Source organism: Heliobacterium mobile (genome assembly GCF_009720735.1).
GTDB classification, from domain to species: Bacteria; Bacillota; Desulfitobacteriia; order Heliobacteriales; family Heliobacteriaceae; genus Heliobacterium; species Heliobacterium mobile.
Map to the genome: position 1 here is coordinate 127,597 of NZ_WNKU01000008.1, position 24,429 is coordinate 152,025.

At 49.1% G+C, this 24,429-nt stretch carries 25 protein-coding genes and 1 riboswitch; of the genes, 3 read left to right on the forward strand and 22 right to left on the reverse strand.

Annotation, left to right across the window (positions count from 1 at the left end):
• Positions 1-67: 67 nt before the first annotated feature.
• Positions 68-188: riboswitch (SAM riboswitch) on the reverse strand.
• A gap of 1,103 nt (positions 189-1,291) precedes the next feature.
• Complete coding sequence (locus GJ688_RS09070; RefSeq protein ID WP_155476231.1) at positions 1,292-1,543, reverse strand: hypothetical protein; 252 nt, start codon at positions 1,541-1,543, stop codon at positions 1,292-1,294.
• A 173-nt stretch (positions 1,544-1,716) separates the two neighbouring features.
• The gene (locus GJ688_RS09075) at positions 1,717-1,992 is read right to left on the reverse strand and encodes a hypothetical protein (protein WP_155476232.1); all 276 of its coding nucleotides are present in this window, start codon (positions 1,990-1,992) and stop codon (positions 1,717-1,719) included.
• 113 nt (positions 1,993-2,105) lie between these two features.
• Between GJ688_RS09075 and GJ688_RS09080 the strand changes: the two genes are divergently transcribed.
• A complete protein-coding gene (locus GJ688_RS09080) occupies positions 2,106-2,789 on the forward strand; it encodes an SOS response-associated peptidase (protein WP_155476233.1) in 684 nt (227 codons plus the stop codon).
• 26 nt (positions 2,790-2,815) lie between these two features.
• Here GJ688_RS09080 and thpR read toward each other — a convergent pair whose 3' ends face one another.
• The 5 genes from thpR to GJ688_RS09105 form a co-directional block, all read right to left on the reverse strand.
• Positions 2,816-3,376, reverse strand: coding sequence for an RNA 2',3'-cyclic phosphodiesterase (thpR, locus tag GJ688_RS09085; protein ID WP_170291821.1), 561 nt, complete (start codon positions 3,374-3,376; stop codon positions 2,816-2,818).
• Between the two features lie 22 nt (positions 3,377-3,398).
• Positions 3,399-3,899 carry an L-2-amino-thiazoline-4-carboxylic acid hydrolase gene (locus GJ688_RS09090; protein ID WP_155476235.1) on the reverse strand — a complete coding sequence of 167 codons (501 nt, stop codon included), beginning with the start codon at positions 3,897-3,899 and terminating at the stop codon, positions 3,399-3,401.
• A gap of 1 nt (position 3,900) precedes the next feature.
• Complete coding sequence (locus GJ688_RS09095) at positions 3,901-4,482, reverse strand: HD domain-containing protein (protein WP_155476236.1); 582 nt, start codon at positions 4,480-4,482, stop codon at positions 3,901-3,903.
• A 237-nt stretch (positions 4,483-4,719) separates the two neighbouring features.
• A complete protein-coding gene (locus tag GJ688_RS09100) occupies positions 4,720-4,905 on the reverse strand; it encodes a hypothetical protein (protein WP_155476237.1) in 186 nt (61 codons plus the stop codon).
• Positions 4,906-5,080: 175 nt separating this feature from the next.
• The gene (locus GJ688_RS09105; protein WP_155476238.1) at positions 5,081-5,470 is read right to left on the reverse strand and encodes an anaerobic ribonucleoside-triphosphate reductase; all 390 of its coding nucleotides are present in this window, start codon (positions 5,468-5,470) and stop codon (positions 5,081-5,083) included.
• 494 nt (positions 5,471-5,964) lie between these two features.
• Here GJ688_RS09105 and GJ688_RS09110 point away from each other — a divergent pair, with 494 nt between their 5' ends.
• Positions 5,965-6,177, forward strand: a complete 213-nt coding sequence (locus GJ688_RS09110) for a transcriptional regulator (RefSeq protein WP_155476239.1) — start codon at positions 5,965-5,967, stop codon at positions 6,175-6,177.
• Positions 6,178-6,570: 393 nt separating this feature from the next.
• Here the strand turns inward: GJ688_RS09110 and GJ688_RS09115 are convergent, their stop codons facing one another.
• The 3 genes from GJ688_RS09115 to trmL all read right to left on the reverse strand — a co-directional run bounded on the left by GJ688_RS09115 (position 6,571) and on the right by trmL (position 9,107).
• Positions 6,571-7,425: an MTAP family purine nucleoside phosphorylase gene (locus GJ688_RS09115; RefSeq protein WP_155476240.1), complete on the reverse strand. Its 855-nt coding sequence runs from the start codon at positions 7,423-7,425 to the stop codon at positions 6,571-6,573.
• A gap of 88 nt (positions 7,426-7,513) precedes the next feature.
• Entirely contained in the window at positions 7,514-8,608 is a 1,095-nt protein-coding gene (locus GJ688_RS09120) for a 6-phosphofructokinase (RefSeq protein WP_155476241.1), read from the reverse strand.
• A 37-nt stretch (positions 8,609-8,645) separates the two neighbouring features.
• Complete coding sequence (gene trmL, locus GJ688_RS09125; protein ID WP_155476242.1) at positions 8,646-9,107, reverse strand: tRNA (uridine(34)/cytosine(34)/5-carboxymethylaminomethyluridine(34)-2'-O)-methyltransferase TrmL; 462 nt, start codon at positions 9,105-9,107, stop codon at positions 8,646-8,648.
• Positions 9,108-9,345: 238 nt separating this feature from the next.
• Here trmL and GJ688_RS09130 point away from each other — a divergent pair, with 238 nt between their 5' ends.
• Positions 9,346-11,271 (forward strand): aconitate hydratase, encoded by a 1,926-nt coding sequence (locus tag GJ688_RS09130; RefSeq protein ID WP_170291822.1) that lies wholly within the window; start codon positions 9,346-9,348, stop codon positions 11,269-11,271.
• Positions 11,272-11,375: 104 nt separating this feature from the next.
• On the opposite strand, the gene GJ688_RS09135 is transcribed toward GJ688_RS09130, so the two are convergent.
• The 12 genes from GJ688_RS09135 to glgA form a co-directional block, all read right to left on the reverse strand.
• A complete protein-coding gene (locus tag GJ688_RS09135) occupies positions 11,376-13,352 on the reverse strand; it encodes a methyl-accepting chemotaxis protein (RefSeq protein WP_155476243.1) in 1,977 nt (658 codons plus the stop codon).
• A gap of 120 nt (positions 13,353-13,472) precedes the next feature.
• On the reverse strand, positions 13,473-13,985 hold the full coding sequence (locus tag GJ688_RS09140) for a GNAT family N-acetyltransferase (RefSeq protein WP_155476244.1): 513 nt from the start codon (positions 13,983-13,985) through the stop codon (positions 13,473-13,475).
• Positions 13,986-14,123: 138 nt separating this feature from the next.
• Positions 14,124-14,792, reverse strand: coding sequence for a cysteine peptidase family C39 domain-containing protein (locus tag GJ688_RS09145; protein ID WP_207708788.1), 669 nt, complete (start codon positions 14,790-14,792; stop codon positions 14,124-14,126).
• Positions 14,793-15,073: 281 nt separating this feature from the next.
• Positions 15,074-16,045 (reverse strand): ABC transporter ATP-binding protein, encoded by a 972-nt coding sequence (locus tag GJ688_RS09150; protein ID WP_155476246.1) that lies wholly within the window; start codon positions 16,043-16,045, stop codon positions 15,074-15,076.
• The gene (locus GJ688_RS09155) at positions 16,042-17,043 is read right to left on the reverse strand and encodes an ABC transporter ATP-binding protein (protein WP_155476247.1); all 1,002 of its coding nucleotides are present in this window, start codon (positions 17,041-17,043) and stop codon (positions 16,042-16,044) included. The genes GJ688_RS09150 and GJ688_RS09155 overlap by 4 nt, the downstream gene beginning before the upstream one ends.
• Before the next feature lie 10 nt (positions 17,044-17,053).
• On the reverse strand, positions 17,054-17,947 hold the full coding sequence (locus tag GJ688_RS09160; protein WP_155476248.1) for an ABC transporter permease: 894 nt from the start codon (positions 17,945-17,947) through the stop codon (positions 17,054-17,056).
• 12 nt (positions 17,948-17,959) lie between these two features.
• Positions 17,960-18,964, reverse strand: coding sequence for an ABC transporter permease (locus tag GJ688_RS09165; RefSeq protein ID WP_170291823.1), 1,005 nt, complete (start codon positions 18,962-18,964; stop codon positions 17,960-17,962).
• A gap of 69 nt (positions 18,965-19,033) precedes the next feature.
• Complete coding sequence (locus GJ688_RS09170) at positions 19,034-20,605, reverse strand: ABC transporter substrate-binding protein (protein WP_155476250.1); 1,572 nt, start codon at positions 20,603-20,605, stop codon at positions 19,034-19,036.
• Between the two features lie 114 nt (positions 20,606-20,719).
• Complete coding sequence (locus GJ688_RS09175) at positions 20,720-21,001, reverse strand: DUF503 domain-containing protein (protein WP_155476251.1); 282 nt, start codon at positions 20,999-21,001, stop codon at positions 20,720-20,722.
• Between the two features lie 202 nt (positions 21,002-21,203).
• Complete coding sequence (locus GJ688_RS09180; protein ID WP_170291824.1) at positions 21,204-22,073, reverse strand: PRC-barrel domain-containing protein; 870 nt, start codon at positions 22,071-22,073, stop codon at positions 21,204-21,206.
• 61 nt (positions 22,074-22,134) lie between these two features.
• The gene (locus GJ688_RS09185; protein ID WP_170291825.1) at positions 22,135-22,860 is read right to left on the reverse strand and encodes a TIGR00266 family protein; all 726 of its coding nucleotides are present in this window, start codon (positions 22,858-22,860) and stop codon (positions 22,135-22,137) included.
• 70 nt (positions 22,861-22,930) lie between these two features.
• On the reverse strand, positions 22,931-24,397 hold the full coding sequence (glgA, locus tag GJ688_RS09190) for a glycogen synthase GlgA (RefSeq protein ID WP_170291826.1): 1,467 nt from the start codon (positions 24,395-24,397) through the stop codon (positions 22,931-22,933).
• Positions 24,398-24,429: the final 32 nt, after the last annotated feature.

Consider the following 24,429-nt stretch of genomic DNA (forward strand, 5'->3'; position numbering starts at 1 on the left):
CATCAACCTTGCTTATCCATGAAAACAAAAAAACCTCTGCACAGACGCAGGGGTACTTTCTTTCCACCTCTCATCTGCCAGGACAAAACGTCCTGAAGGAATTGGCACCATGTCTCCTGTCCTTGCCGACGAGAAGACGGGTTGCCGGGTTTCATCGGGCCCTTTCCCTCCACCTCTCTGGATGAGCATATTTTGTTGTAAGAAAAATTCCTTGTAACCCTCAAAACCCTTGCGTATCAACGGTTTAGGCTGACGGGTAATTTTTCGATGTACAAGAACTGAATAGGGGTTGGGGTCAGCGTTGAGGTCAAAAACATGCAAAAGCTATGCGTTATATTTTACATCAATTTTTGCACCCTGCAAGATATTTTTTGAGAGTCTTTACCGGCTCTCCTCATTTTTTACCTTTTCGTAACCATCCTCAATCTCTTTAACAAAAACCAGCATTATCCTTCCCTCCGCTATCCCCATCCTCACTTTGCTTATTATATTCTGGGTCTTTAACATACGCGTGAAATTTAGCTGGCTGAAATCTAGTCTTGAAATCGGCGAAAGCTCATTGTCGAGACTGACCTTTAGCGTAGTTGTCGTGATATCGATGGTGTCGACTTCCCGCGTATATGACACCTTCTATAGATATCAATCTAACCTGTGGGGCATATAAATGGAAATGAATCCTCATTTGGAAAAATATAAAAACTTGCCCTTGGCTAGGTCGGTCAAAAGCACTTGCGCTGCCATGGATGAGGCAAAAGCAGCGACTAAGGAGATGACGCTAAAGGAGTAAAGGGAATAAATCGAAATTATTCTTTAAGCAAGTAAACACTAGATAACAGCAAATTCACTGAATGGATTTTAAGGAGATGATGACTATGGTATTAAAAGGACTAACTTCTTGTAAGATATGCCACCGAGACATTGCTAAGGAGGAGAAAAACTGTCCCCATTGCGGGTCTGCTCTTCGATGGAGATGGGTCAAAAAGATAATCGTTGGCGTAGGTGGGTTCTTCGTCTTTATCATGTGTATCGGGGTCTTTGGTGGCAGTGAGGAGAAATCGAGTTCAAATATTCCTTCGTCATCGTTATCCCCAGCAACCCCTGTTGTCGAATTCATTGGTAACCCGACAGAAGAAGCAAGCAGAGTGGATACAGGCGACATTTTATCTGTAATGTACATATGGAGAAGTCTAGGTGATTCAAAGTCAAAATTGGAAAGCTTGTAACTTTCGGTGAAAACGCGGGATCCCCCCATGAACATGTCCCGTAACCTAAAAACGCCAAACCCCCGTTCTCACTCTAAGGAACGGGGGTTTTCTGTAAACAAAACACCTACGCTTTCCAAATCAGATTCTATCTCCATCAACCGCCAGAAGGATCTGCGATATTCCTTTTCAAACACCTCACTTGACGGTTCCTCCTCTGTCCAAATCGTCAAATAGGCTAACCGGTATAGAGTCGCATAATATTGGTTCTTTCGCAGTTCTAATTCTTTTTTAAACCTATCTTCTGGACCGTTCTTCAACTCAATTAGTTTCGGTTCCATCGGAAGACCTCCTGATACAGAAGCTCACCTACTTTCGGCCCCATTCTATCCAATAAAATACTAGGGCATAAGTCCCAAACAGTTGTATTGCAATTCGGACAAGTACCCAGCTTGGAAATGGTTTTAAAACACAAAAAAGCTGAGCAAAAGCCCAGCGTGACCTTAAAAATATTCTATAGATTTATAAACTTTATTTTTTCGGTTATCATTTTTCCAATGACATCTTTCAGACTTACATTTGACTTTCTTTCTTCTCGAATTTCTTTCATCGAGATACTCACTTTAGCGTGTTTGATTTGGAAGGTCCAGTAATCCCCAGAAGGGATAGCCGTCAATGATATATCTTCTTCTTTGAGCTCGTTAATCAAATCCCTAACCGCATTTTCAATGTTGTTTTGCTCTTCCTGAAAACCGTTATGTTTTTTTACTAATTGCTCTTTCCAATCCATTGAAAACAACCTCCCTTTCCCATCATAGGGCGAGTCAGGAGGTTATATTCGCGTTTTTACTCGTCAAATTCCCACTGGTTTAAGCTTGGATCGTCAAGAAAGGATGATGCTCCATGTGCGGCCGTTTCACCCTCACCGTCAGCCCGGCAGAGTTGTTAGAGGTCCTCGGTGTTCCTTCTGCGACAGCGCAGGAGTTTACTCCACGATTCAATGTCTCACCCGGTCAAGACATCCTGATGATCGTTCAGGAAAAGGGTCCCACAGTGAGAATGGCTCATTGGGGTCTCCTGCCGCGCTGGGCCAAGGATATCCGTATCGGTTATAGCATGATCAATGCCAGAGCGGAAACGCTTCGTGAAAAGCCCGCCTTTAAAGACTTGCTCTTGTCACAGCGCTGTCTCATCCCGGCAGATGGTTTCTACGAGTGGAGACAAGCCGGTAAAAGCAAAATCCCTTATCATTTTTCCCTTCAAAGTCGGAACGTCTTTGCCTTTGCCGGACTCTGGTCTTCATGGTGGTCACCTACTGGTGAAACCATCCACTCTTGTACGATTATCACCACAAAACCGAATGAGTTGGTCTCATCCGTCCACGACCGAATGCCTGTCATACTGCCCATAGAAAAATGCCCAATCTGGCTGGATCCGGGGCTGCCGAAAGACTATCCCTTTTCCAACCTATGGGGGCCCTTCCCCGCCGGCGAGATGGAGATGGTTGAAGTATCGACGATGGTGAACTCATCCCGAGAGGATCGACCGGAAATGGCCGAACCAATCACGCAACTGACGCTGTTTTGAGGCTCTTCTTACCTTAAAAAGTGAACTTAAGGTTCCCCACAAAGTGGATATGAGTCCAACTTCTCATAGACAGGCGCTTTCCCCCGCTCGATGCGGCTATCCATAAGAACTAATTCGGTCACCGTAAAAGGTGCAATCAAAGGAACAGAAATACTCTGCCAGTTCTCCGGTTCTCTCCAGATAACGTCTCGAGCAAGTGTAACGTGAGGTTCGTAACGTCTCTGTTCAGGTGGGAACCCGACTGCGGTCAACTTCCGTGCAACTTGGCTCTGGAGTTGCCTTAGCCCCGCCCGCTCCTCCTGCAAACCCAGCCATAAGACTCTCATCGCCTGAAGGGGCCCAAAATGGCCTAGCCTCTGTTCCCAACGCAAGGAAAAAGGTACAGATGCTTCACCAGCTTCCCTTAATGTGGCTTTGATCGAAGGGAGCTTATCTGGGGTTACCTCGCCGAGAAACTGCAGGGTCAGGTGAAGATTCGATGAGGGCACCATACGGGCTTTTTGGACTCTCTTTTCAATCGACTGCTGAATTCGTCCCAGTTCGGTAATCGCTTCGCTAGGAAATAGAATCGCCGTGAAAAGACGCATGTAAATCCCTGCCTTCTGTCTCCTACGGTTTTTCTTTCCGCCGGCAGCGCATCTCACAAAAATGATCCCCATCAAGAACATTTTTGAGATGGACCAAGTCGCTATCGGGGTGGAATGCTTCATACTTTACCTGGTCGATGGCACAGTACAAACGACCTAGCTTTTCAAAGCCATGGTCTCGCCATTCAGCGGCAAAGGGACAATAGGTTATGCGAATGTGAGTCGGATCTTCCCCTTCCACTGATTCTACATCCCACCCGTACGACGGTAAGTCAGGCACTTTGCCGTAGTTCTGTGGTTCATGAGCATGTCCGGCAGCAAGCACTCGTTGTCGCTGCTTCTCCCCTCGCTCGGCGCCGTAGTTTTCGATCGCACGAACAAGGACCTCTTTTCCGCGCTCTTCTCCTAATTCATCGACAATGGATTGGGCCAAATGACGGTAGAGCGACGCCATCATCATGCCCATCTGACGCACTTGCCCTTTCGCCACCTCTACTGGAACAACAGGCGAATCTCCATTCATCTCACATATCTCCTTTTAAGCCGATCCTATCGGCAACCGCTTGCATCCCTTTGATCGTCTCTCCGATGACGGTCTCCAGGTCCATACCCAGCATTTGGGCACCCTTTTCGATGACCTCGCGATTCACACCGGCGGCAAAGCTTTTTTGCTTCCACTTCTTTTTCACTGACTTAACTTCCAAGTCAAGGACACTCTTGTTCGGACGAAGCATCGCCGTGGCAGCGATCAATCCCGTCAGTTCGTCGATCGTATAGAGTACTTTTTCCATTTTCTCAATCGGTTCAACATCGACACAGATACCCCATCCGTGGCTTTGGACAGCGTGAATATAATCTTCGGGGTAATCGTTTGCCGATAAAATTTCCTTCGCCTTCACACAATGCTGCTCAGGGTACATCTCATAATCTATATCGTGCAACAACCCTATGATGGCCCACTTATCTGGCTCGCTTTCGTTGAAAAGCTCTGCAAAATGTCTCATGACAGCCTCAACAGCATAAGCGTGCTTGATGAGGCTGTCATTTTTATTAAACTCCCGTAGTAACGCATCTGCTTGTGCTTGGGTAGGCCCTATTTTCTCCATATCGTCGCTTCCTTTCGGTCCTGTGATGATTACTGGTGAAAAAGCATGGGAAAAGTAAACAATACAACTTTATATAGTTAGTACATTATATTATACGCCTTTTAATTTAAATCAACCAGACGACAAGGATCCTTATAGCATTGTTTGTCAACCGGATAAAAAACAGAACCCCGCCAATCGGCGAGGTTTTACATATGTCTCTATTCTCAGGTGGTTCATTGGTAGTTCAAAGGCAGTTCAGTTAGAAAAGAAGCTGACCTCGGCTTCGATAACAAACTGTTTTTTCCCGAATGATTCGATCCGGTTGATAATGACTTGAACTGCACCTTCGTTCCTTTGTTCGTCCAGAAACTCCTTTACGCCATCTTTTAGCTTTTCACTGCCTTCCAGTTGGAGTTCATAGACGACAACTCGTGTTTTCATTTTCTCCGCCTCCCCCCACCCTTCTACATTTATTATACGATGAAAAATGTCTAAAAAATTAATACTTTCCTTGAGTAATCAAATAATTTACCGAACAAGAGAAAAAAGAAAGCACCCCCAAAAATAGGGGTACTTATCTAACGCACTGTATCTCTCTGTATGGCTATGTTCGTTCCTACACCGCTTTGCTGAAATCAGCCAATACGCTCTGTTTCTCTTCCTGGGACAAATCATCAGTAGTCTTTTTTTGCTTACAAAGCAAATCTACGGCATCTAACTCGCCGTCACAGGAACAAGAACCTTGTCCCATATGGGGTGTACGATTGGCGAGTTCAGCTAACTTGGCATCATTGAAGCGATCTGTAGTGCTTAGATATCCCGTAATTCGCCGAACCCGGGTAATCGGATTTTGACCTAAAACTTGCAGGCATAGTTCTCCCTTTTCTTGAAAAACCCGAACAGCTTGAGGTTCATGGACGTTCTCTTCACTAGCAATTTCTCTCGCTTGAGCGAGGATGCTATCCTGTTGTTCATCAGTAAACAATAGATCAGTTATGATTCGCATAGCTCACGACCAACCTTTCATCGATTCTTATAAGTATTCTCGTCTATGATGATAAAACAGTTGCTCCCGATAATCAATATCTGATAGTAATTACTACTATTAAATTTTACAGTGTTCTTGGGGCATACTAGGCGTGGAGGTGAGCACAATGGGTAAAGGTAAGGACAGCAAGAAATCTCAAACCCAGGGGACCGAAAACCCGCAGACAAAAGTTCAAAGCCCCGGCGAACCGGAAGTTCGCAATCATCCGCAGAACCAAGATCGCTAAAAAAAGGTCCACTCCGCAAGGGGTGGATTTTTTCATCGAAAATCCTTACATGTCCGTTCCTTTAACGATCTCCCGGTAGGTGGTGTAAAACACGACGAGTAAGGTAAACCACAGGATGCTTCCTTTACCATTCATCTGGTTCATCCCTCCTATCCCGTTTCCCTGATTTATGATATGTTCTCATCAAGGGTTTTTCCCAGAACCAGTATTAAGGAGAGATCATCCCATGTTCGGATTCGGCGTGATGAACAAGACCGTAAAGGAATTGCGTAAAAACCGTTGCTTGACAGCAAAGGAACTGGCCCAACGACTAAAAGTGGACACGATCGAAATCCTCCGGATCGAAGAGGTCAAACTAAAAGATGTTCCAGAGCCATTAAAATCAAAAATCACCCCGATCCTGCGGGGTGATGAAACAGATAAAATACTCTGGTTGTAAATCGTATACCCTATTGGAATCGGTCATTGATCATATTCCTACACTGATTGCTCCCTTCACGGTATCCGAGAAAATAAAAAAATCCACAACAAAGAGTGATTAGACTGCACGCACCAATTGTCAATAACATCAAGTCTGCCTCCTTCTGTCTCTGCCTTTTTATGTCATATATCTCTAATACAGTTATACCACGAATCTCCTTGGCGAATGTTATGTAACGATTATTTTTTTAGTAGAACTCTTTACGTTTATGGTGCTTCGTAAATCTTCGGGAAAAATCTCCTCTCGACAACAATTCAACCTGGGATAAAGGAAGCCCCAGCTATGGACTCCACACAGCTGGGGCTATTCATAAAGCGTGAGCACTTTTTTTGCACATTTTATTTTTTCCGGTTACTCTCCAGTCCGCTCTCGCAAAAGCGTCGTTTTGCGCAGTTCAGCACATCCGCATTCTCCCACTGCCGGCGGCTTTTCCGGAAGTGCTGCTAAGGCCATGAGCAGTCGCCGTCCTGCCAAAGCTGATTCTTCGAAGAAGATATCTTTCAGCTCCTGGTGGGACCAGTCTGTAATGATGCCTTCGGCGTAATTGACAACCAGTTCTAAGCGGGCATAGCAAGCTCCGATTTCTCGGGCTAAGTAGACTTCCGGCGCCACACTCTGCCCGATCACATCGCCTCCGGCCATGCGGTAATACTGCACTTCTGCAGGGCTCTCAAAGTGGCGTCCATCCGTAACGACATACTTTGACCGATCAAAAACCCGCCCTTGACCAGGTAATTCTTCCGATGCCTTCAAAAAAGCGCGCCGCAGCTCCGGACAAAAAGGTTGGCGCATGATAAGCAGATAACCTGTTCCCAAATCCACATCTTTGCGCATGGAAAAGTCCAAATAGTCATGAGGGATGACTAAATCGCGGGGCCGAAGCAATTCGTTGATCGCCCCCACGCCGCCTTCAGAAAGGACTTTTTTTACGCCCGCTTGTTGAAAGACCCAGAAGATTTGCCGAGACGCATCAGCTCTCTTAACGCCAGGCCGCCAACCGTGCATCACACAAGTTAAGGTTCGACGGCCATTTAAATCAAAGAGAACAAATGCAGGACTGGGACCAAAAGGAGTTTCCCAACCGGGATAAGTTTCAAGCACCGTCACACCGGGGAAATCGATAGCTTCCGGAAAACGCAATGAGTTCGTGCTGGAACCGCCGATGATGGCGAAATCGGCAGACGGTATGTTGTTCGGTGCGTACAAAAATGATCGACCTCCACAGTCATTCAATAGATAATTGAAGCAGCGTCAATCCCTGTTTCATCGGCTTCATATCAGCAGAATTATGGCACTAATCGCCGAAAGATATGCCCACCGATTTGGCCGCTTTGACAATCTGCCCATCAGGATTGACCTGTTTGGCCGTACCTACCGCCTCTTGTAAAGGAACGGCTAGGATCTTCGGAGTCCGCAGGGCCACCATGTGGCCAAATTTCCCCTCCATCACCGCATCTACCGCCGCTGAACCATAGCGAGTGCTTAGAATGCGGTCTTGCGCCGTCGGCGAACCGCCCCGCTGTACGTGACCTAAAACAGTGACCCGCGTTTCCATTCCGGTGCACATTTCCAGCTTTTGTCCGATCGACTGACCGATGCCGCCGAGGCGGACCGGATCGTGACTCTGGGCGACCATTTTCTGTACGACCATTTCGCCGCCCATCTCTTTGGCTCCTTCGGCGATGACGACGATGGAGAACTTGCGTCCCTTTTCAGCTCGAGCACGAATATGGTCACAAACCTTGGCTAAATCAAAGGGTATTTCCGGAATCAGGATCACGTCAGCCCCGCCAGCCACCCCGGAATAAAGGGCGATCCAGCCGGCATAACGGCCCATGACCTCCAAAATCATGATCCGGTGGTGTGATTCAGCCGTCGTATGGAGCCGGTCTAAGGCTTCTGTAGCCGTAGTAACGGCCGAGTCAAAGCCGAAGGTCACATCCGTGGCGGACAAGTCGTTATCGATAGTTTTCGGCACCCCGACGACAGGGATTCCCTTTTTATGAAACTCTAAACCGATAGAAAGACTTCCGTCACCGCCGATGACGACCAACCCATCGATCCCCCGGCGGCGCAGGTTCTCAATACACTGTTCCGAGCGATCCTCAAAAGTAAGCTGTCCCTCTTTTTCGACGGCATAGCGAAATGGATTGTCCCGGTTCGTCGTGCCCAGGATCGTTCCACCGCGGTGAAGGATCCCGGCGACCTTTTCTTCAGTCATCGGTTCCATAATGTCATTGACCAGGCCATAAAATCCATCGATAATTCCGATGACCTCCAAGTTGTAACGACGAATGGCCGTCTTCACGACGGCACGAATGACGGCGTTCAATCCCGGACAGTCGCCGCCTCCTGTTAACACTCCGATCCGCTTGATCTGTCCCTCCATCTCTTCGTCCTCCTTCTACATTAAAACTCCTTGAAGATCAGACCAGATCGGTAAACCCCGTTTGTCGCAGCCCCTCGAATAGGACAACCGATACGGCGTTGGACAAATTGAGCGATCGAGCATCGCCGACCAAAGGGATGCGAACCACCTGTTCTGGATGAGCCTCCAAAATCGCTGGCGGCAGGCCTTTCGTTTCTTTGCCGAAGACAAAGAAATCTCCAGGCTGGTAGGCGACATCACTATAGCGTTTATGACCTTTCGTGCTCAATAAGTACAAATTTGCTTCCGGATAGGCCTTTCGAAAAGCTTCCCAGTTGTCATGGTAGTGGATCTCAACGAGGTGCCAATAATCAAGACCAGCCCGTTTCAGTTGTTTGTCGTCCACAGAAAAGCCGAGCGGTTTGATCAGATGGAGCACACAACCGGTGCCGGCACAGAGACGGGCTACATTTCCCGTATTCGGTGGAATTTCTGGCTCAACAAGTACAATATGAAACATGATGCATACACTCCATATCGAGCCTGAGCATGGTGATCGCTGCAGACCGTTTTTCAATTCGCAAAAAAGTTTGGGAAACGTATCCGGTTGTTTGTTCTCTTTGGCAACCATAAAATCCTGCTAATTTTTCTGCACTTCACTGTGTGCAGTATACTTCTCGACAGTGTCATCATTTAAATTGACGCCCTCTGGAATATTTGTTACATTGAACAAGTGATTAACCATAGGAGGGGAAACTGTGGGCAAAAACCTTGTACAAAAGATCTTGGGAGCACACCTGTTAGAAGGTGAGTTGGTTCCCGGTAAGGAAATCGCGATTCGCATCGATCAGACATTGACGCAAGATGCAACGGGGACCATGGCTTATCTTCAATTCGAAGCCATGGGCGTACCTAAAGTAAAAACCGAGCTATCCGTCTCGTACGTTGATCATAACACTCTACAAAGCGGTTTTGAGAACGCTGACGACCATCGCTTCCTGCAAACGGTCGCCGCCAAGCACGGCATCCACTTCTCTCGTCCCGGCAACGGCATCTGTCACCAAGTCCACCTGGAGCGCTTCGGCGTACCTGGGAAGACGATGCTTGGTTCCGACTCTCATACCCCGACGGGCGGCGGTATCGGCATGATCGCTATCGGTGCTGGCGGACTTGATGTAGCCGTAGCTATGGGCGGCGGTCCCTTCTACTTAACCTGCCCGAAAGTTGTCGGAGTCAACCTGCTTGGACAACTCTCCCCCTGGGTATCGGCGAAGGATGTCATTCTCGAAGTGCTGCGCCAATTGACCGTCAAAGGCGGCGTCGGCAAAATCGTCGAATACTGCGGCCCTGGCGTAGCAACCTTATCCGTTCCCGAACGGGCGACCATTACGAACATGGGGGCCGAACTCGGTGCGACAACATCCATCTTCCCGTCCGACGAAGTCACCCTGGCTTTCCTGAAAGCCCAAGGCCGCGAACAAGTCTGGAGCAAACTAAAGCCCGACGAAGATGCCACCTACGAAGAAATGATCACTGTTGACCTTTCCTCCCTGGAACCGATGGTCGCCTGCCCCCACTCCCCCGATGCCGTCAAAACTGTCCGTGAAGTGGGTTCCATCAAAGTGGATCAGGTCCTGATCGGTTCCTGTACCAACTCTTCCTACGCTGACCTGATGAAGGTGGCAGGCATCCTCAAAGGGAAGACCGTTCACCCGACAGTCAGCTTAGGGATCGCTCCCGGCAGCCGGCAAGTCTTTGAAATGCTTGCCCGTAACGGCGCCCTGGCCGACCTGATCGCTGCAGGAGCACGGATCCTTGAATCGGCTTGCGGCCCCTGTATCGGCATGGGTCAGTCACCGAACTCCGGCGCTGTTTCGATCCGGACCTTCAACCGGAACTTTGAAGGCCGCAGCGGTACTGCCGATGCCAAGGTATACCTGTCCAGTCCGGAAATCGCTGCCGCTGCCGCATTGACCGGTTTACTCACCGATCCTCGTGAACTGGGCGAAGCGATCGATGTCGTCATGCCGGAAGAATTCCTCATCGATGATCGGATGGTTCTGGCTCCTGCCGAAGATCCTTCGACGGTGGAAGTTCTCCGTGGACCGAACATCAAGGCGCTGCCGATCAATCAGCCTCTGCCCGAGAGCCTCAAGGCGGAAGTCATCCTCAAAGTGGGAGATAACATCACCACCGACCACATCATGCCTGCAGGCGCGAAGATCCTCCCCCTGCGTTCCAATATCCCCGCCATCAGCCAGCACGTCTTCGCCGGTGTCGACAGCACCTTTGCCGACCGGGCGAAAGCAGCCGGATGCGGGATCATCGTCGGCGGACAAAACTACGGTCAAGGCTCGTCTCGGGAACATGCCGCCCTTGCGCCTATGTATTTAGGCATCAAAGCTGTCATCACCCAGTCTTTTGCCCGTATTCACCGGGCCAACCTGGTCAACTTCGGTATTCTGCCTCTCACCTTCGCTAGTGAAGCCGATGCCGCCAAGGTAAGCCAAGGAGACATCCTCGAGATCGCCGATTTGTCGGCCAAACTGGGCAACAGCGAGACCTTGGAAGTGCGCAATGTGACGACTGGGGAAGCCTTTTGGGTACGACCTGACCTTACGGCACGTCAAGTGGCGATCATCAAAGCAGGAGGCCTGCTGAACTATACCCGTTTACAAGGCTAATTCTATCTTCAGAACTCGATAGAATGATTTGAGCACCCTTGATATAAAGTAAAATAAAACACACCCCTGTTGATGCCGTGACGGCCCGGGGGTGTGTTTTTATTTTACACCTGAAACTGTTCAACAGTCCTCTTTAATTCTGTGGCCATGCCATTGACCTCGCCTACACCGGTGACAACGTTTCTCATGGAGTACAGCGTTTCATCGGTGGCTGCTGCCACTTCTTTCGCTTGAATGGCCACATCATCCATGATTGATTTCAACGACTCCATCAAGCGAACAACCTGATCGGAATCGTTGGCCACATCGCGGTTGATTTTGACCATGTCATAGACATCCGATGCCGTCTGTTCCACTGCCGCCAATATATTTTCAAGAGCCTTCCCAGCCTTGCCTACGATGGCCGTTCCCTCTTCCACCTCATTTCGGCTGCCGCGAGTCGCAGCCACAGCCAAGGCAGTTTCTTCAGACACCTTTTGGGTTAACGCCGCTACTTCTGCGGCACCTTGATTCGACTGTTCGGCCAGTTTGCGCACTTCTTCGGCCACTACGGCAAATCCTCGCCCAGCTTCCCCGGCGCGAGCCGCTTCGATGGCTGCGTTCAGTGCTAATAAGTTTGTCTGGGCTGCAATATTGGCGATAGTGTTCGTCACTGAGCCAATTTGTTCGGAATACTTGCTGAGTGTGGTGATGATCTCCTCTGTCTCAACCATTTTTGAGCGGATTTGCTGCATGTACGTTACCGTTTCATTCACAGTCTGGTAACCTTCTTTGACTACCTTCCGGGTGATTTCCGAATTCTTTACCCCATCGGCCGCTTGATTCTGGGCGGTTTTGATCAGTTTGGACAGGTCGACAACGACGTTAAAAGTCTCCTTCACAGCGTCACTGCCTTTAATGACATCTTCTGCAACCTGCTGAATATTGCCGGATACTTGCGTCGACGCTGAAGTTACTTCTTCACTGGCGGAAGCAATCTCATTGGCTGCTGCAGCCAAATGCACCGAAGAACCGGCGGCAGTGCCAATGATGTGGCGTAAGTGTTCTATCATTTGATTGAACGTGTCTATCAATCGGCCCAATTCATCCTTACGCTTCCCCTCTATACGCTGGGACAAGTCACCAGCGGCTACGGCTTGCAAGGCAGTGATCATTTCGTTCAATGGATGACTAAAAGCCCGGGCAAGAATTGATCCCGCTATTCCCGCGATTGCAATAGCTGCAACGACTGATAACCAAGCCAGATTTTTGATCTTGGCGACGCCTTCTAACGCCTCCGCCTCAGGCAGTGAAGCGTACACAGACCAACCGGTTAGGGGAACAAAAGAATAACCAGCCAGCTTTTTCTCCCCTTCGTAGCTATAAGCCATGGCACCTGTACCGCCTTTCATGGCCTCCATGACGACGGGAACTTGATGCATATCTTTTTGTTCTTTTACATAATCGCTATCGGGATGAGCCAAGGTCCGTCCCATGTTGTCTGTCATCCATACATAACCAGTGCGGCCAATTTTCACATGGCTAAGAAGTTCACTGATCACTTGTAAATCGAGAGAAGCACAGAGTGAACCAATGAGTACACCCTCGCCGTTCCGGATGGGCACGGCTAGCACCGTCGTCGATTTGCCTGTTCCTTTGGCGGTGACGACCTCACTGACCGCATACTGGGCACCGGACTTGATTCGCTTAAAATAATCCCGATCGGAAACATCGCTCAAGGTCCCTTTGTTGCGAAGAATCTGTTTGCCTTGACTATCGGTGACGATGACCGATAAAAAATCAGGAAACTGCTCGTTAATTTGGTTCAACACCGGCAGGATCGAACTCGGATTCATCATCTGGATTTCCGATGATTTGGCCAATACGTTCAGTGTTTTCAGGCGATCATTCAACAGAAGATCCACTTCTCGGGACACTCCGGCTGAGATCAGTTGGTTGTTGAGATAAACCTCTTTCTCCAGTTCGCTTGTGCTGAATTGACTGGTCAGGATGGAATACAAAAGGAGTGGCAAGATTCCGACAACAGAAAAGCTGATTAGCAATTTCTGACGGATCCCCATCCTTCCAATTCTATTGCTCATGCTATCCCTCCCGCAGACTCGATCTTTCGTCTGGGTTTATGTTTACAATTTAATTAAATTATTACATCTTTAGGGCCATCAAGCAATAGTTAGAACAAGTCGTTTTATCTCTGATTCGCTTTAAATGACAGTACTATAAATCAGTTCGTCAAAAGTAACACCGTTTTTGGTCACGCTTTTTCGCAACCGGGCTTCAAAAGTATATCCGCTTTTCTCGAGAACCCTCATCGAAGCAGGATTCGTCTCAAAAACGCTGGCAAAAATCCGGCATACGTCAAAATGCTTAAAAGCATAGGCAGTCATAGCCGGGACAGCCTCAGTCATTATTCCTTGTCCCCAATAATCTTCGCCGAGCCAATAGCCAATTTCTGCGGATCGCCAATAAACATCGGGCTGCAGATTGAATCCAATTCCCCCGACGATACTGCCGTCACTTGTGATCGCAAAATTCGTTTCCGGTTTGCTTCGTACAACCCAGTTTAACCAGTTGTCCCCATCCGTTTCTGTGTAGGGATAGGGAAAATGGTCTCGTAGGGTTTTGGCTACATTCCAGTTATTCGCCTGTACTAACAAACCCGCATTATCGTTTAGATCCCAACTCCGAATCGTACACTTTGACAAGTCGACTCGCATAATATGACCCCTCCATATTTATCTTTTTTCCTTGTCAGTTCCCAGCGATTCGTCCCCAAAGGTATGTCAAGTTTCTAATGTCTTTCCCTAATTGGCGATTCAAATCGTTTCGATTGAAATAACGGGTATTACCTCCGGTTACGAAGCTGCTTTTATGTACATGTGGTGAAACCAAGGCAGCCCGTTATCCCACAGGGACAAAAAATAGTCTTCTTGTAACGTCCGGTTTCCAGGCATGGAGCCGTTTTCGTCCGTTTCTTTTTTGGAATCAAAAAAATAGAGTTCTCCCTTTTCATCGTCGTACCCAAGGATCGTCATGTAATGCTGCCAGAGCAATCCATTACCGACAAGGACAATCACCGGATAGCCAAGCCTTAGTCTTTCTTTTAATGTATCTATCGTCCCCTGGAATATGGATGGTTGCAGTCCTTCTTGTTCGAGATAGGTCATAATCCCCTTGGGCAAAACATAACCTGAAAAAGGAATTTTGAAGTTGAAATCACGATAGACTTCTGCTCCCTTAACCTCCTTACCGAGACTACGCAGAAAATAGGCCGTTGAAAAAGCGGAACATTGGTTATGTCCTTGCACTTCAAAGCTGGCTTCCCTGGGAACATGATAACTGGAGGGATGTTGTTCCTTAAGAGACGGATTGCCTCGCGTTATCGATGGGTTACGTTCTAAGATCGAATCTGGTGTAGGAAACGGGCTCAACAGATAAACAGTCGCTCCAATTAAGAAGCTTGCGCTTACGGCTAAAGCTGTGATTAGGACTCGGAATACTTTTTTCTTCATTATAAGGTTCATGGTAGCTCCTTTTCCGCTGTGTATTTATTCATTTTTTTCATAGTGACATTCGATAGCCCCCCTCCCGATTTCCTTTCGTTGCCGAGTAAAAATGTAACATCAAGTGAAGATAAGATGTTCTTGAACTTTTGGAACATAGCTATCCATAAAAACCATATAGCATCAAAAACCCGACCTTTCACGTAAATGTGAAAGATCGGGCTTCCTTTAGCATCAAGAGTATCTATTTTATATTCTAGAATTCGCTGTTAACGGTGATAAGCTTGACAGTTCGAAGACCTTCACACATGGTGACAAGCGACAAAACGGCCGTTTCGCTGCTTAAACTCCGGTTCGGTCAATGTACAAATCTCTGTGCACTCAGGGCAGCGGGTATGAAAACGGCATCCATTGGGCGGATTGGCCGGGCTCGGCACGTCACCCTGCAAGACGATGCGGTTGCTCTTCTGGCCCGGTTGCGGTTTGGGGATCGCCGAAATCAGTGTCCGCGTGTAAGGATGCCAGGGATCTGTGATCAATTCGTCGCCTCCGGCCAGTTCGACCATCTTGCCAAGATACATGACGCCGATGCGATCGGAGATGTGTTTAATCACGTTCAGACCGTGAGCGATAAAGAGATAGGTTAAACCCATCTCCTGCTGTAGTTCCACGAGAAGGTTCAATATCTGCGATTGAATGGATACATCTAATGCGGAGACCGGTTCATCACAGACGATCAACTTCGGATCTACAGCCAGTGCCCGGGCGATGCCAACTCGCTGCCGTTGGCCGCCGGAAAATTCATGGGGATAACGGCGGCCATGGTGCGGTCCTAAACCGACGAGGCGAAGCAGCTTTTCCACCCGTTTCGTCAAATCGGGGCCCTTGGCGATGCCGTGGAGGATCATGGGCTCAGCGATGATGTCTCCCACAGACATGCGCGGATTTAACGATGCGTAAGGGTCTTGAAAGACGATCTGAGCTTGGCGGCGAAAGTCTTTCAGTCGACTTTTGTTAAATTGAGCCACATTCTCCCCTTCAAAGAGGATCTCGCCGCTCGTTGGTTCCAGCAAGCACAGGACCATCATGCCTGTCGTAGACTTCCCGCAACCGGATTCACCGACTAAACCCAGCGTCTCCCCCCGTTTGATGGAAAAGGAAACCCCGTCGACGGCCTTGACGGTACCGACAGTACTTCCAAAGAAACCGCCTTTGATCGGAAAGTATTTCCGAAGATCATTAACCATCAACAAATTCGAGTCCCGGCTGCTCATGGGTGGACACCTCCCGTCAGGTTCAGCGGGTAGTGACAGGCTACTTGGCGATCGCCGTCAACGGCCTGCAGTTCCGGTTTTTTCTGCCGGCAGAGGGGCTGTCCGTATTCGCAACGATCGGCAAAGGTACAGCCTTGCGGTAGATGAGCCAGATCGGGGACCATGCCCTCGATGGTGTGTAGACGCTGTTTTTTCGTGCCGTCGAGGCGCGGAATCGAATCGAGCAGTCCCGCCGTGTAGGGATGATGAGGACGATCAAAGACATCGGCTACGGCTCCCTGCTCCACCACTCTTCCGGCGTACATGACGGCCATGTTTTGGGCCATCTCGGCCACGACGCCCAAGTCATGAGTGATCAGCACTAGAGCCGTGTTGAATTCTTGGGCCAGATCACGAATAAGATCCAAGATCTGAGCTTGTATTGTCACGTCAAGAGCGGTTGTGGGTTCATCGGCAAGGAGCAATTTCGGGTTACAAGCCAAGGCCATAGCGATCATGACCCTCTGTCGCATACCGCCGCTCATCTGATGAGGGTACTGCCGGGCCCGCTGGGCCGCGCCGGGAATACCCACTTTTTCCAACATCTCTACGGCCCGATCCCAGGCTGCTTTTTTCGATACTTTCCCTCCGTCCCGGTGGTGTACACGGACCGTTTCGGCGATTTGGTCGCCGATTTTATAAGCCGGATTCAAGGAGGTCATGGGCTCCTGAAAGATCATGGAGATCTCTTTTCCCCGGATATTCTGAACATCTTCCATGGGCATGTTCAAGATATCGTGACCTTCGAAAAGAACTTGTCCAGAATGTTTTGCCGGCGGAGAAGGAAGCAAGCGCATGATGGACATGGCCGTTACACTTTTGCCACAACCTGATTCGCCGACTATGGCCAAGATCTCCCCGGGTTGAACGGAGATGGTCACTCCGTCAACGGCCTTGATGACCCGCTTGCCTATATGAAAATGGGTCTGTAAGTTCTTGATTTCCAGTAGTGCAGTCATCCTTATCCTCCTACTTTAGCCGGGGATCGAGAACGTCCCGCAGACCATCCCCTAGCAAGTTGAAGGCCATAACGGTCATCGTGATGGCTAGACCGGGGAAAGTGACGATATGAGGCGCGTTAAAGATCGTTTGCCGTCCCGAACCGAGCATGGTACCCCATTCCGCCGTCGGCGGCGCTACACCGAGTCCTAAAAAGCCGAGAGCCGCCGCTTCCAAGATGGCATCGGAGATACCGATCGTGGCCCGAACGATGATGGGAGCGAGAACGTTCGGCAAGATATGGACAAAAATCAGCCGTCCGTCCCCGTTTCCAATGGCCCGAGCCGCCGTGACGTAGACGTTTTCTTTGACTGACAAGACGCTGCTTCGGACGATGCGGGCATACTGCGGGATAGAAACGATACCGATGGCGATGACCGCCTTATCGATGCCCCGTCCTAATACAGTCATAAAAGCAATCGCCAAGAGGATGCTGGGAAAAGAAAGCATCACATCCATGAAACCCATGATCACCGTGTCTACCTTACCGCCGTAATAGCCTGCCACGGCACCGAGCACGACACCACAGATTAAAGCCAGCGACACGGCTTGCACACCGACAACAAGGGAGATCCGCGCACCATAGAGAATGCGGGAAAAAATATCTCGTCCCAACTCATCAGTCCCCATCAAATGAGCGCTGTTCGGTGCGGTGAGCGCATTAGGCATGTTGCTCTCATACGGGTCGTAGGGCGCGAAAACAGGCGCGAAGAGGGCTGCTGCGACGAGGATCAGCAAGAGGACAAGTCCGATAACGGCCGAGTTCGAACGAAAAAATCGCTCGAGAAATTCAACGACTGGGCTTTTATGTACCGCTAGCGAGGCTGCATCCGATGTATTTGAATCTTTTAGCTGTATTTCCATATTGCCACCACCTTAGGAGTGCTGAATCCGCGGATCTAAGACGCTGTAGAGAATGTCGACGACCAAGTTCACCAGCACAAAGATCGTGCCGATAAGCAACACAGCGCCTTGAACCCGGGGATAGTCGGAAGCCATGATACCTTCGACGACATAGGAACCGATACCGGGCCAAGAAAAAACCGTTTCTGTAAGCACCGCTCCACCGAGCAACGAACCCATCTGCAGTCCGATGACGGTTACGATAGGAATCAGCGCGTTCCGTAAAGCGTGTTTGATAATGACCACTTTTTCGCTAAGCCCTTTCGCGCGTGCCGTTCGAATATAGTCCTGACGAATCGTCTCCAGCATCGTCGCCCGGGTCATACGGGCGATGATAGCGGTAGAATAGGAACCAAGCGCAACCGCCGGAAGGATCAGATGCTTCAAGGCATCGGAGAAGGCTTCCATATCGCCGGTAATCAACGAATCCAACAGATAGAGTCCTGTTACGTGTTCAGGAGTCATGCCAATGGAGATCCTTCCTGACGAAGGAAGCCATCCTAAGGTAACGGAGAAGACGATGATCATCATTAATCCGAGCCAGAAGATCGGCATGCTGACGCCCATCAGCGCCGCCACCATACTACCGTAGTCGAAGATGGAGTTTTGTTTGACCGCAGAAATCACGCCGGCAGTAATCCCTGCCACTGAGGCGATGAAAATAGCTGCCAAGGCCAGTTCCAACGTGGCCGGAAAACGCTTCATCAGTTCGTCGCTGATGGAGGTCTTGGTGATGACCGATTTGCCAAAGTCTCCCCGGACGGCATCAGACAAGTAATCAGCATACTGTACATAGATCGGCTTATTTAATCCCAACTCTTCCCGCAGGGCTGCTACCCGTTCCGTCGTTGCGTGCTGGCCCAGAATAATCTCGGCTGGGTCTGTCGTAAATAGGTGCATGACCATGAACGTGGCCAGCGATACGCCGAACAAAACAGGGAACAACAGCAGGATCCTACGGACGATATATTTTGCCACATTCATTCCTCCCAGAAGAAAGAAGGTGATTTCGTTGTGAAACCACCTTCTGCTTAAAAACCGTAGTGACTACTCTTTGGTTACGATATCTAGCCAGTGAACCCCCGTCGGGTGCAAGTCAAAACCTTTCACATTGGGACGAACGGCGGCCATGTCCACACTGTGGCTGATGGGCACCCAAGGAACATCATCATTGATCAGTTGCTGGGCTTGGGCATAAATCTGAGCCCGTTTAGCTGGATCCATCGTTGTCCGGCCTTCTTCCAGCATCTGATCCAGCTTCGGGTTGGAGTACTTGGAAGAGTTAAGGCTGCCTTTGATCTGGGCTGTGTCGAGGAGCATGAGGAAGTTGTCGGCATCGCCGTTGTCCCCGATCCAACCGTAGAAGTAAGCATCGCCTTCGCCGTTTTTCAAGACTTCTTTGTACTCTTTCCAGGGGTAGGACTTGATGTTCATCGTGACGCCGATCTTGGCCAAGTCGGCTTGAATGGCAGCGGCCAGTTTTTCGCCGTTCACAGGATTATAGGGACGCGGGTTAGAGTAGGTGATCGCATTAAAAGAGAATCCATTGGGATAGCCAGCTTTAGCTAGTTGTTTTTTAGCTTCTTCCACATTGTAGTCGAGATATTTCGCATCTTTGCTGTACCCGGGGATGAAATCCGGTAGAACGGAGTTCGGAAGCTGGGCGTTGCCTTGATAGAGGAAGTCTACCAAGTTTTTGCGGTTAATCGCCATTGCGATGGCTTTGCGAAGCTCTAAATTGTTAAATGGTGCTTTGCTTGTGTAGAAGCCCATGTAGTTGATGTTCATCCCTGGGGTCTTGATCAGTTTCATGCCCTTTTCTTCCAGGGTTTTCACATCGTTCGTATCGACACCGTCCATGATGTCTACAGAACCAGTCATCAGGTCAGAGGCACGAACGGAGTTTTCCTTAGTGAATTTGTAGACTACATTTTTGGTTTTTGCTTTTTCGCCCCAGTACTCGTCAAAGGCGGCCAGCTCGATCATCTGACCCTTTTCCCACTTGACAAACTTATATGGTCCGGTGCCGACGGGGTTTTCCATCAATTTATCGCCATACTTTTTCGCCGCTTCCGGGCTGACGAGAGGCGCCGCGATGGGCATGGCCAGGTTGGCTAAAAAAGCGGCCGAAGGTTTATCCAAGGTGATTTTTACGGTGTAATCGTCGACAGCGTCAACCTTCTTTACACCGTCATATGTAAATTCAGCGTAAGGCATATCGGCGTTAGCATTAGGTGGCAACTGCCGCTCGATATTGAATTTGACCGCATGGGCATTGAAGGGGGTTCCATCGTGGAACTTTACGCCCTGGCGGAGCTTGAATGTCCACTCTTTTCCGTCAGGACTGACGGTCCATTCGGTGGCCAGCAGAGGTTGAATCTCCGTACTTCCCGGCTTGAACCGTACGAGACCTTCGTAGATCTGGGTGATGATTTTTGCGGATTCACCGTCGTCAACAAAAGCCGGATCCAATCCCCGAGGGTCGGAGCCTTGAGCATAGACAAGAGCTTTTCCGGTGCTGCTGCTTCCGCCTGTCTTCGCGCCACCGCCACATCCAGTGACGACTAAGCCGGTGACCAGCACCATCGATACCAATGCGGCCCATCCTTTTTTGTACAACCCTATTCACTCCTTGTATAAGTTTGAGAATGATGTTTCATTCTCAACACGTAAGAAAATTATACATAATACAGCAAGTAATCGCAAGGACAATGTCCATCCACTGAGGATTATTTATAGGACATCAGTGGTGACATCGATCACTTCCACTTCGCCCGTTCCTTCGATCTGCCGAACGGCTGCATCGAGCACCTGCCGAATGTGGGTCCGGTCGCTGCTGACGACAGCTAGCCCGATGACTGAGGCTTGCCAGAGGTCATGTTGATCCACTTCGGAAACAGAGATATTGAACTTTCCTCTTAATCGTTCAATCACACTTTTGATCACACGGCGCTTTCCTTTTAGGGAATCGACACCATGAATATGTACACTGACTTCACTATAACCGACCGACATCGTTCGTCTCCTCTTTTATCATCCAGTAGGGATGCTTCTCCCGTTGGATACTCCTCTTGATTCCTATTATAATTCGAAGTTGAAAAAAGAAATATTCCTTTCTCTAGGTAAAACTCCTAAAAAATTGGATGAAAAATGTCCGAAAAGGGCCCTGAAGGTTACTTTTCGGACTGGTTATGACGTTCTCATTGTTCTTTTAAAGCTACTCTCTCACATTCATGATCAGCTCTAAATACTTACCCGCCTGCTTTATCCTTCCAATCAGTTCCTCCGTGATGACTGAGCCTGCCTCTGCGAGTACATCACCCAGATTATTGGTGATGGTTTTCGTTACGATTTTACCGATAAAGAATTTGTGTTGCTGTTCCCCAAAAAGAGGGACCCGTTCTTGAGCTTTACTCTCTTCGTTGTCCCTGACTTCCGAATCGTTCGGATTCACCGGATCAGCGTATTCTCCCTTAGCCATCGGTTCAGTTATTTGCGAATCCATGTGTAGCGGTCGAAATGGGATAAAGAGAGGCTGATCATATGCTTCTTTTTCGTCTTGTTTAGAAGATGGTTCTGGCAGGATGGGACGTTCTGTCGTGGAAGGCACTGCATCAAGTTCATCGTTTACGATGAGCACATCACGACCATAAGTGACCACACTCTCTGCAGGAATAACTGGGATATGACGTCCTTCTTGTAGCGGTCTTATGATGGAACCGGTAATTTTTCCAGTGGTTTCATCGATCAGGTATTCATCGACCATACCAAGAAGGCGTCCTCTCTTGGTTAGGACCTTCGTACCGTTAATCTTTATGTTTCGTTGAAACAGCGCCAGCACTTCCGGCAATTCAGTCAACCGTTGCAAAGCTTCATCGCTTTCTATGGTTACTGCGTGCTCTCCAAGACCTCGCAGTTTTTCGAAGGGAAGAATTTGCGCACCGAGATACCAAGTGTCATCCTCAACCATCAGGTACTCTAGGCATCCCCGGTCAGGGTTGACGACGACATCGCGCACCGTTCCTAATTCCCGGCCATCGCCGATACTGATGATGGCCAGTCCGATTATCTGTTGACTCTTGATCATGGTCGTCCCCCAGTCCAGTGCCATTTTAATTTACGGTATAAAGGAACAGGCAACCTCTTTCCTAATCGGAAAAAAGGTTGCCCAGGCTATTGATGGCGCCACCATCACTTTTGGTTGCCCCAGCGTGGGCCAAAATTTTACCAGCCAAATTGGCGAGCGTCAGCGTTTGAATCCATACTCGCCCGGGACCGGTCAGTGTGGTCAGGAAAAGTCCCTCTCCGCCGAAAATGACGTTTTTAAACCCTTTGACCATTTGAATATCCATCTTTACAGAGGACTCAATCATGGCCACATGGCTTGTGTCAACCAGAATCCGTTCCCCGTGTCCTAAGTTTTTCTCAACGACTTCCCCGTCAATCTCCACAAAAGCCATGCCTTCGCCGGACAGTTTTTCCATGATAAACCCTTCACCGCCGAAAAAACCGGCTCCCAGTTTTCGCTGGAAAAAGATGCTTAAATCGACGGACTCTTGCGCACAAAGGAAGGCTTCTTTCTGGCAAATCAATTCATAGCCTCGCTCAAGTTTCACAGGGATAACTTTACCCGGTACTGTAGGCGTAAAGCCGATATTGGCCGGACCGCCGACAGCTTGAAAGAAGGTGAATGTGAGCGATTCACCGGTGAGGGCGCGACCGATGGACTTAAAAAAACCGCCTTTGAAGTTGGTGTCCATTTTTACGTTTGATGACATCCAAGTCATTGCACCGGACTCGGTGTAGATCTGTTCGCCAGGCTCCAAGTCGATGTTCAACGCTTGCATCGTTGTCCCGAGAACCTGATAGCGCACGGTATATCCCTCCCTCTGGAAATCTTTCGGCTAATTCCAGTATACCGTAGCTGCTTATATCCACACAAGGTTACAGGCTGTGGGCGATAGAGACCTTTTGTATCGCTTTTTCGTAAAGATTCATGTACTCCTGGGCCGAGTGATGCCAGGAGAAATCCAATTCCATCACCTGTTTTACCAGTTGCCGATGTGCTTCCTTTTCCCGGTAATGTCGCAGAGCTCGACGAATCGCTTCGAGCAGTTTTTCCGGATCGTATTCCTCAAAGACAAAACCGCTTCCTATTGGCTGGTCGATATCGATCACCGTATCAGCCAGGCCTCCTGTAGCCCGTACAATCGGGATGGTTCCATAGCGAAAACTGATCAACTGCCCCAGGCCGCAAGGCTCAAACCGAGAGGGCATGAGGAAGAAATCACTCCCGGCATAGACCCGCTGAGCGAGAGGCGCGTTAAAGCCGGTATATAGTCCCACTTTTTCAGGGTACTTTTGATGGAAGGAACGAAACATGTTTTCATAGCGTGGATCGCCCTGGCCTACGACAACCAACTGCAGGTCTTCTTTGAGCAGTTCTTCACCAATTTCATTAAACAGATTCAATCCCTTTTGATCGACGAGACGGGATACCAGTCCGAAAAGCGGAACATCCTTGACAGGCAGATGAAACTCCCTCTGCAGGTTTTCTTTATCTTTTTTCTTCGGTTCAATGTCTTTGGCCGAATAATGATGTTCAATATAGGGGTCCGTCGAGGGGTTGAAATGCTCATCATCGATTCCGTTGACAATGCCGAAGAGGTCATCACGGCGATTTCTCAATACCCCTTCTAAGCCCCAGCCGTGTTCCGCTGTCTGGATCTCTTTAGCGTAGGTCCGGCTGACTGTGTTAATCAGGTCGGCAAAGAGGAGGCCCCCTTTGAGGAAGTTGACTCGACCAAAAAACTCCATTGCATTGGGATGAAAGAGATCATCAGACAGACCCATAAAGGGGAGCATATCACGGCCAAAATGGCCTTGATACTCTAAGTTGTGAATGGTGATCAGCGAAGCGGTATGACGATAGAAAGCAGAACGGCGATATTCCTTCTTTAACATGACCGCAGCAGGTCCGCATTGCCAATCGTTGAGATGGATTACGTCGGGATAGAATTTGATTTTGTCGGTCAAAGCAAGGAAGGCGCGGCAGAAAAAGGCCCAGCGCTCACCGTCATCAGCATAACCATATACCTCATCACGGCTGAAATACTGGTAATTATCGATAAAATAGACTGGCACCGGTCTTCCACCGGGAGTGGACAGTTTATCGATCTTACCCTCCCGGACAACAGCCGTTTCGGTCCGGTTGTCGATCTTCACCGGATAGTCGCAGACATAGGGTCCCTGGGGGATACTCTTGTGACGGGGCATCACGACGCGGACATCGACCCCTAATGCGGCCAAGGCTCGCGGCAGCGAACCAGCTACATCAGCGAGGCCTCCGGTTTTCGCAAAAGGCGCCACCTCGGCCGACACATACAACACCTTCAATGCTTGACCGTTCACCCAATTATCCCTTCCTTTACTGGCTTTGTTTC

Excerpts from the sequence above, each read along its gene's own strand:
- GJ688_RS09070 (WP_155476231.1), bottom strand. The coding sequence starts at position 1,543 with ATGGAACCGAAACTAATTGAGTTGAAGAACGGTCCAGAAGATAGGTTT.
- GJ688_RS09075 (WP_155476232.1), bottom strand. The coding sequence starts at position 1,992 with ATGGATTGGAAAGAGCAATTAGTAAAAAAACATAACGGTTTTCAGGAA.
- GJ688_RS09080 (WP_155476233.1), top strand. The coding sequence starts at position 2,106 with ATGTGCGGCCGTTTCACCCTCACCGTCAGCCCGGCAGAGTTGTTAGAG.
- thpR (WP_170291821.1), bottom strand. The coding sequence starts at position 3,376 with ATGCGTCTTTTCACGGCGATTCTATTTCCTAGCGAAGCGATTACCGAA.
- GJ688_RS09090 (WP_155476235.1), bottom strand. The coding sequence starts at position 3,899 with ATGAATGGAGATTCGCCTGTTGTTCCAGTAGAGGTGGCGAAAGGGCAA.
- GJ688_RS09095 (WP_155476236.1), bottom strand. The coding sequence starts at position 4,482 with ATGGAGAAAATAGGGCCTACCCAAGCACAAGCAGATGCGTTACTACGG.
- GJ688_RS09100 (WP_155476237.1), bottom strand. The coding sequence starts at position 4,905 with ATGAAAACACGAGTTGTCGTCTATGAACTCCAACTGGAAGGCAGTGAA.
- GJ688_RS09105 (WP_155476238.1), bottom strand. The coding sequence starts at position 5,470 with ATGCGAATCATAACTGATCTATTGTTTACTGATGAACAACAGGATAGC.
- GJ688_RS09110 (WP_155476239.1), top strand. The coding sequence starts at position 5,965 with ATGTTCGGATTCGGCGTGATGAACAAGACCGTAAAGGAATTGCGTAAA.
- GJ688_RS09120 (WP_155476241.1), bottom strand. The coding sequence starts at position 8,608 with ATGGAGGGACAGATCAAGCGGATCGGAGTGTTAACAGGAGGCGGCGAC.
- trmL (WP_155476242.1), bottom strand. The coding sequence starts at position 9,107 with ATGTTTCATATTGTACTTGTTGAGCCAGAAATTCCACCGAATACGGGA.
- GJ688_RS09135 (WP_155476243.1), bottom strand. The coding sequence starts at position 13,352 with ATGAGCAATAGAATTGGAAGGATGGGGATCCGTCAGAAATTGCTAATC.
- GJ688_RS09140 (WP_155476244.1), bottom strand. The coding sequence starts at position 13,985 with ATGCGAGTCGACTTGTCAAAGTGTACGATTCGGAGTTGGGATCTAAAC.
- GJ688_RS09145 (WP_207708788.1), bottom strand. The coding sequence starts at position 14,792 with ATGAACCTTATAATGAAGAAAAAAGTATTCCGAGTCCTAATCACAGCT.
- GJ688_RS09150 (WP_155476246.1), bottom strand. The coding sequence starts at position 16,045 with ATGAGCAGCCGGGACTCGAATTTGTTGATGGTTAATGATCTTCGGAAA.
- GJ688_RS09155 (WP_155476247.1), bottom strand. The coding sequence starts at position 17,043 with ATGACTGCACTACTGGAAATCAAGAACTTACAGACCCATTTTCATATA.
- GJ688_RS09160 (WP_155476248.1), bottom strand. The coding sequence starts at position 17,947 with ATGGAAATACAGCTAAAAGATTCAAATACATCGGATGCAGCCTCGCTA.
- GJ688_RS09175 (WP_155476251.1), bottom strand. The coding sequence starts at position 21,001 with ATGTCGGTCGGTTATAGTGAAGTCAGTGTACATATTCATGGTGTCGAT.
- GJ688_RS09180 (WP_170291824.1), bottom strand. The coding sequence starts at position 22,073 with ATGATCAAGAGTCAACAGATAATCGGACTGGCCATCATCAGTATCGGC.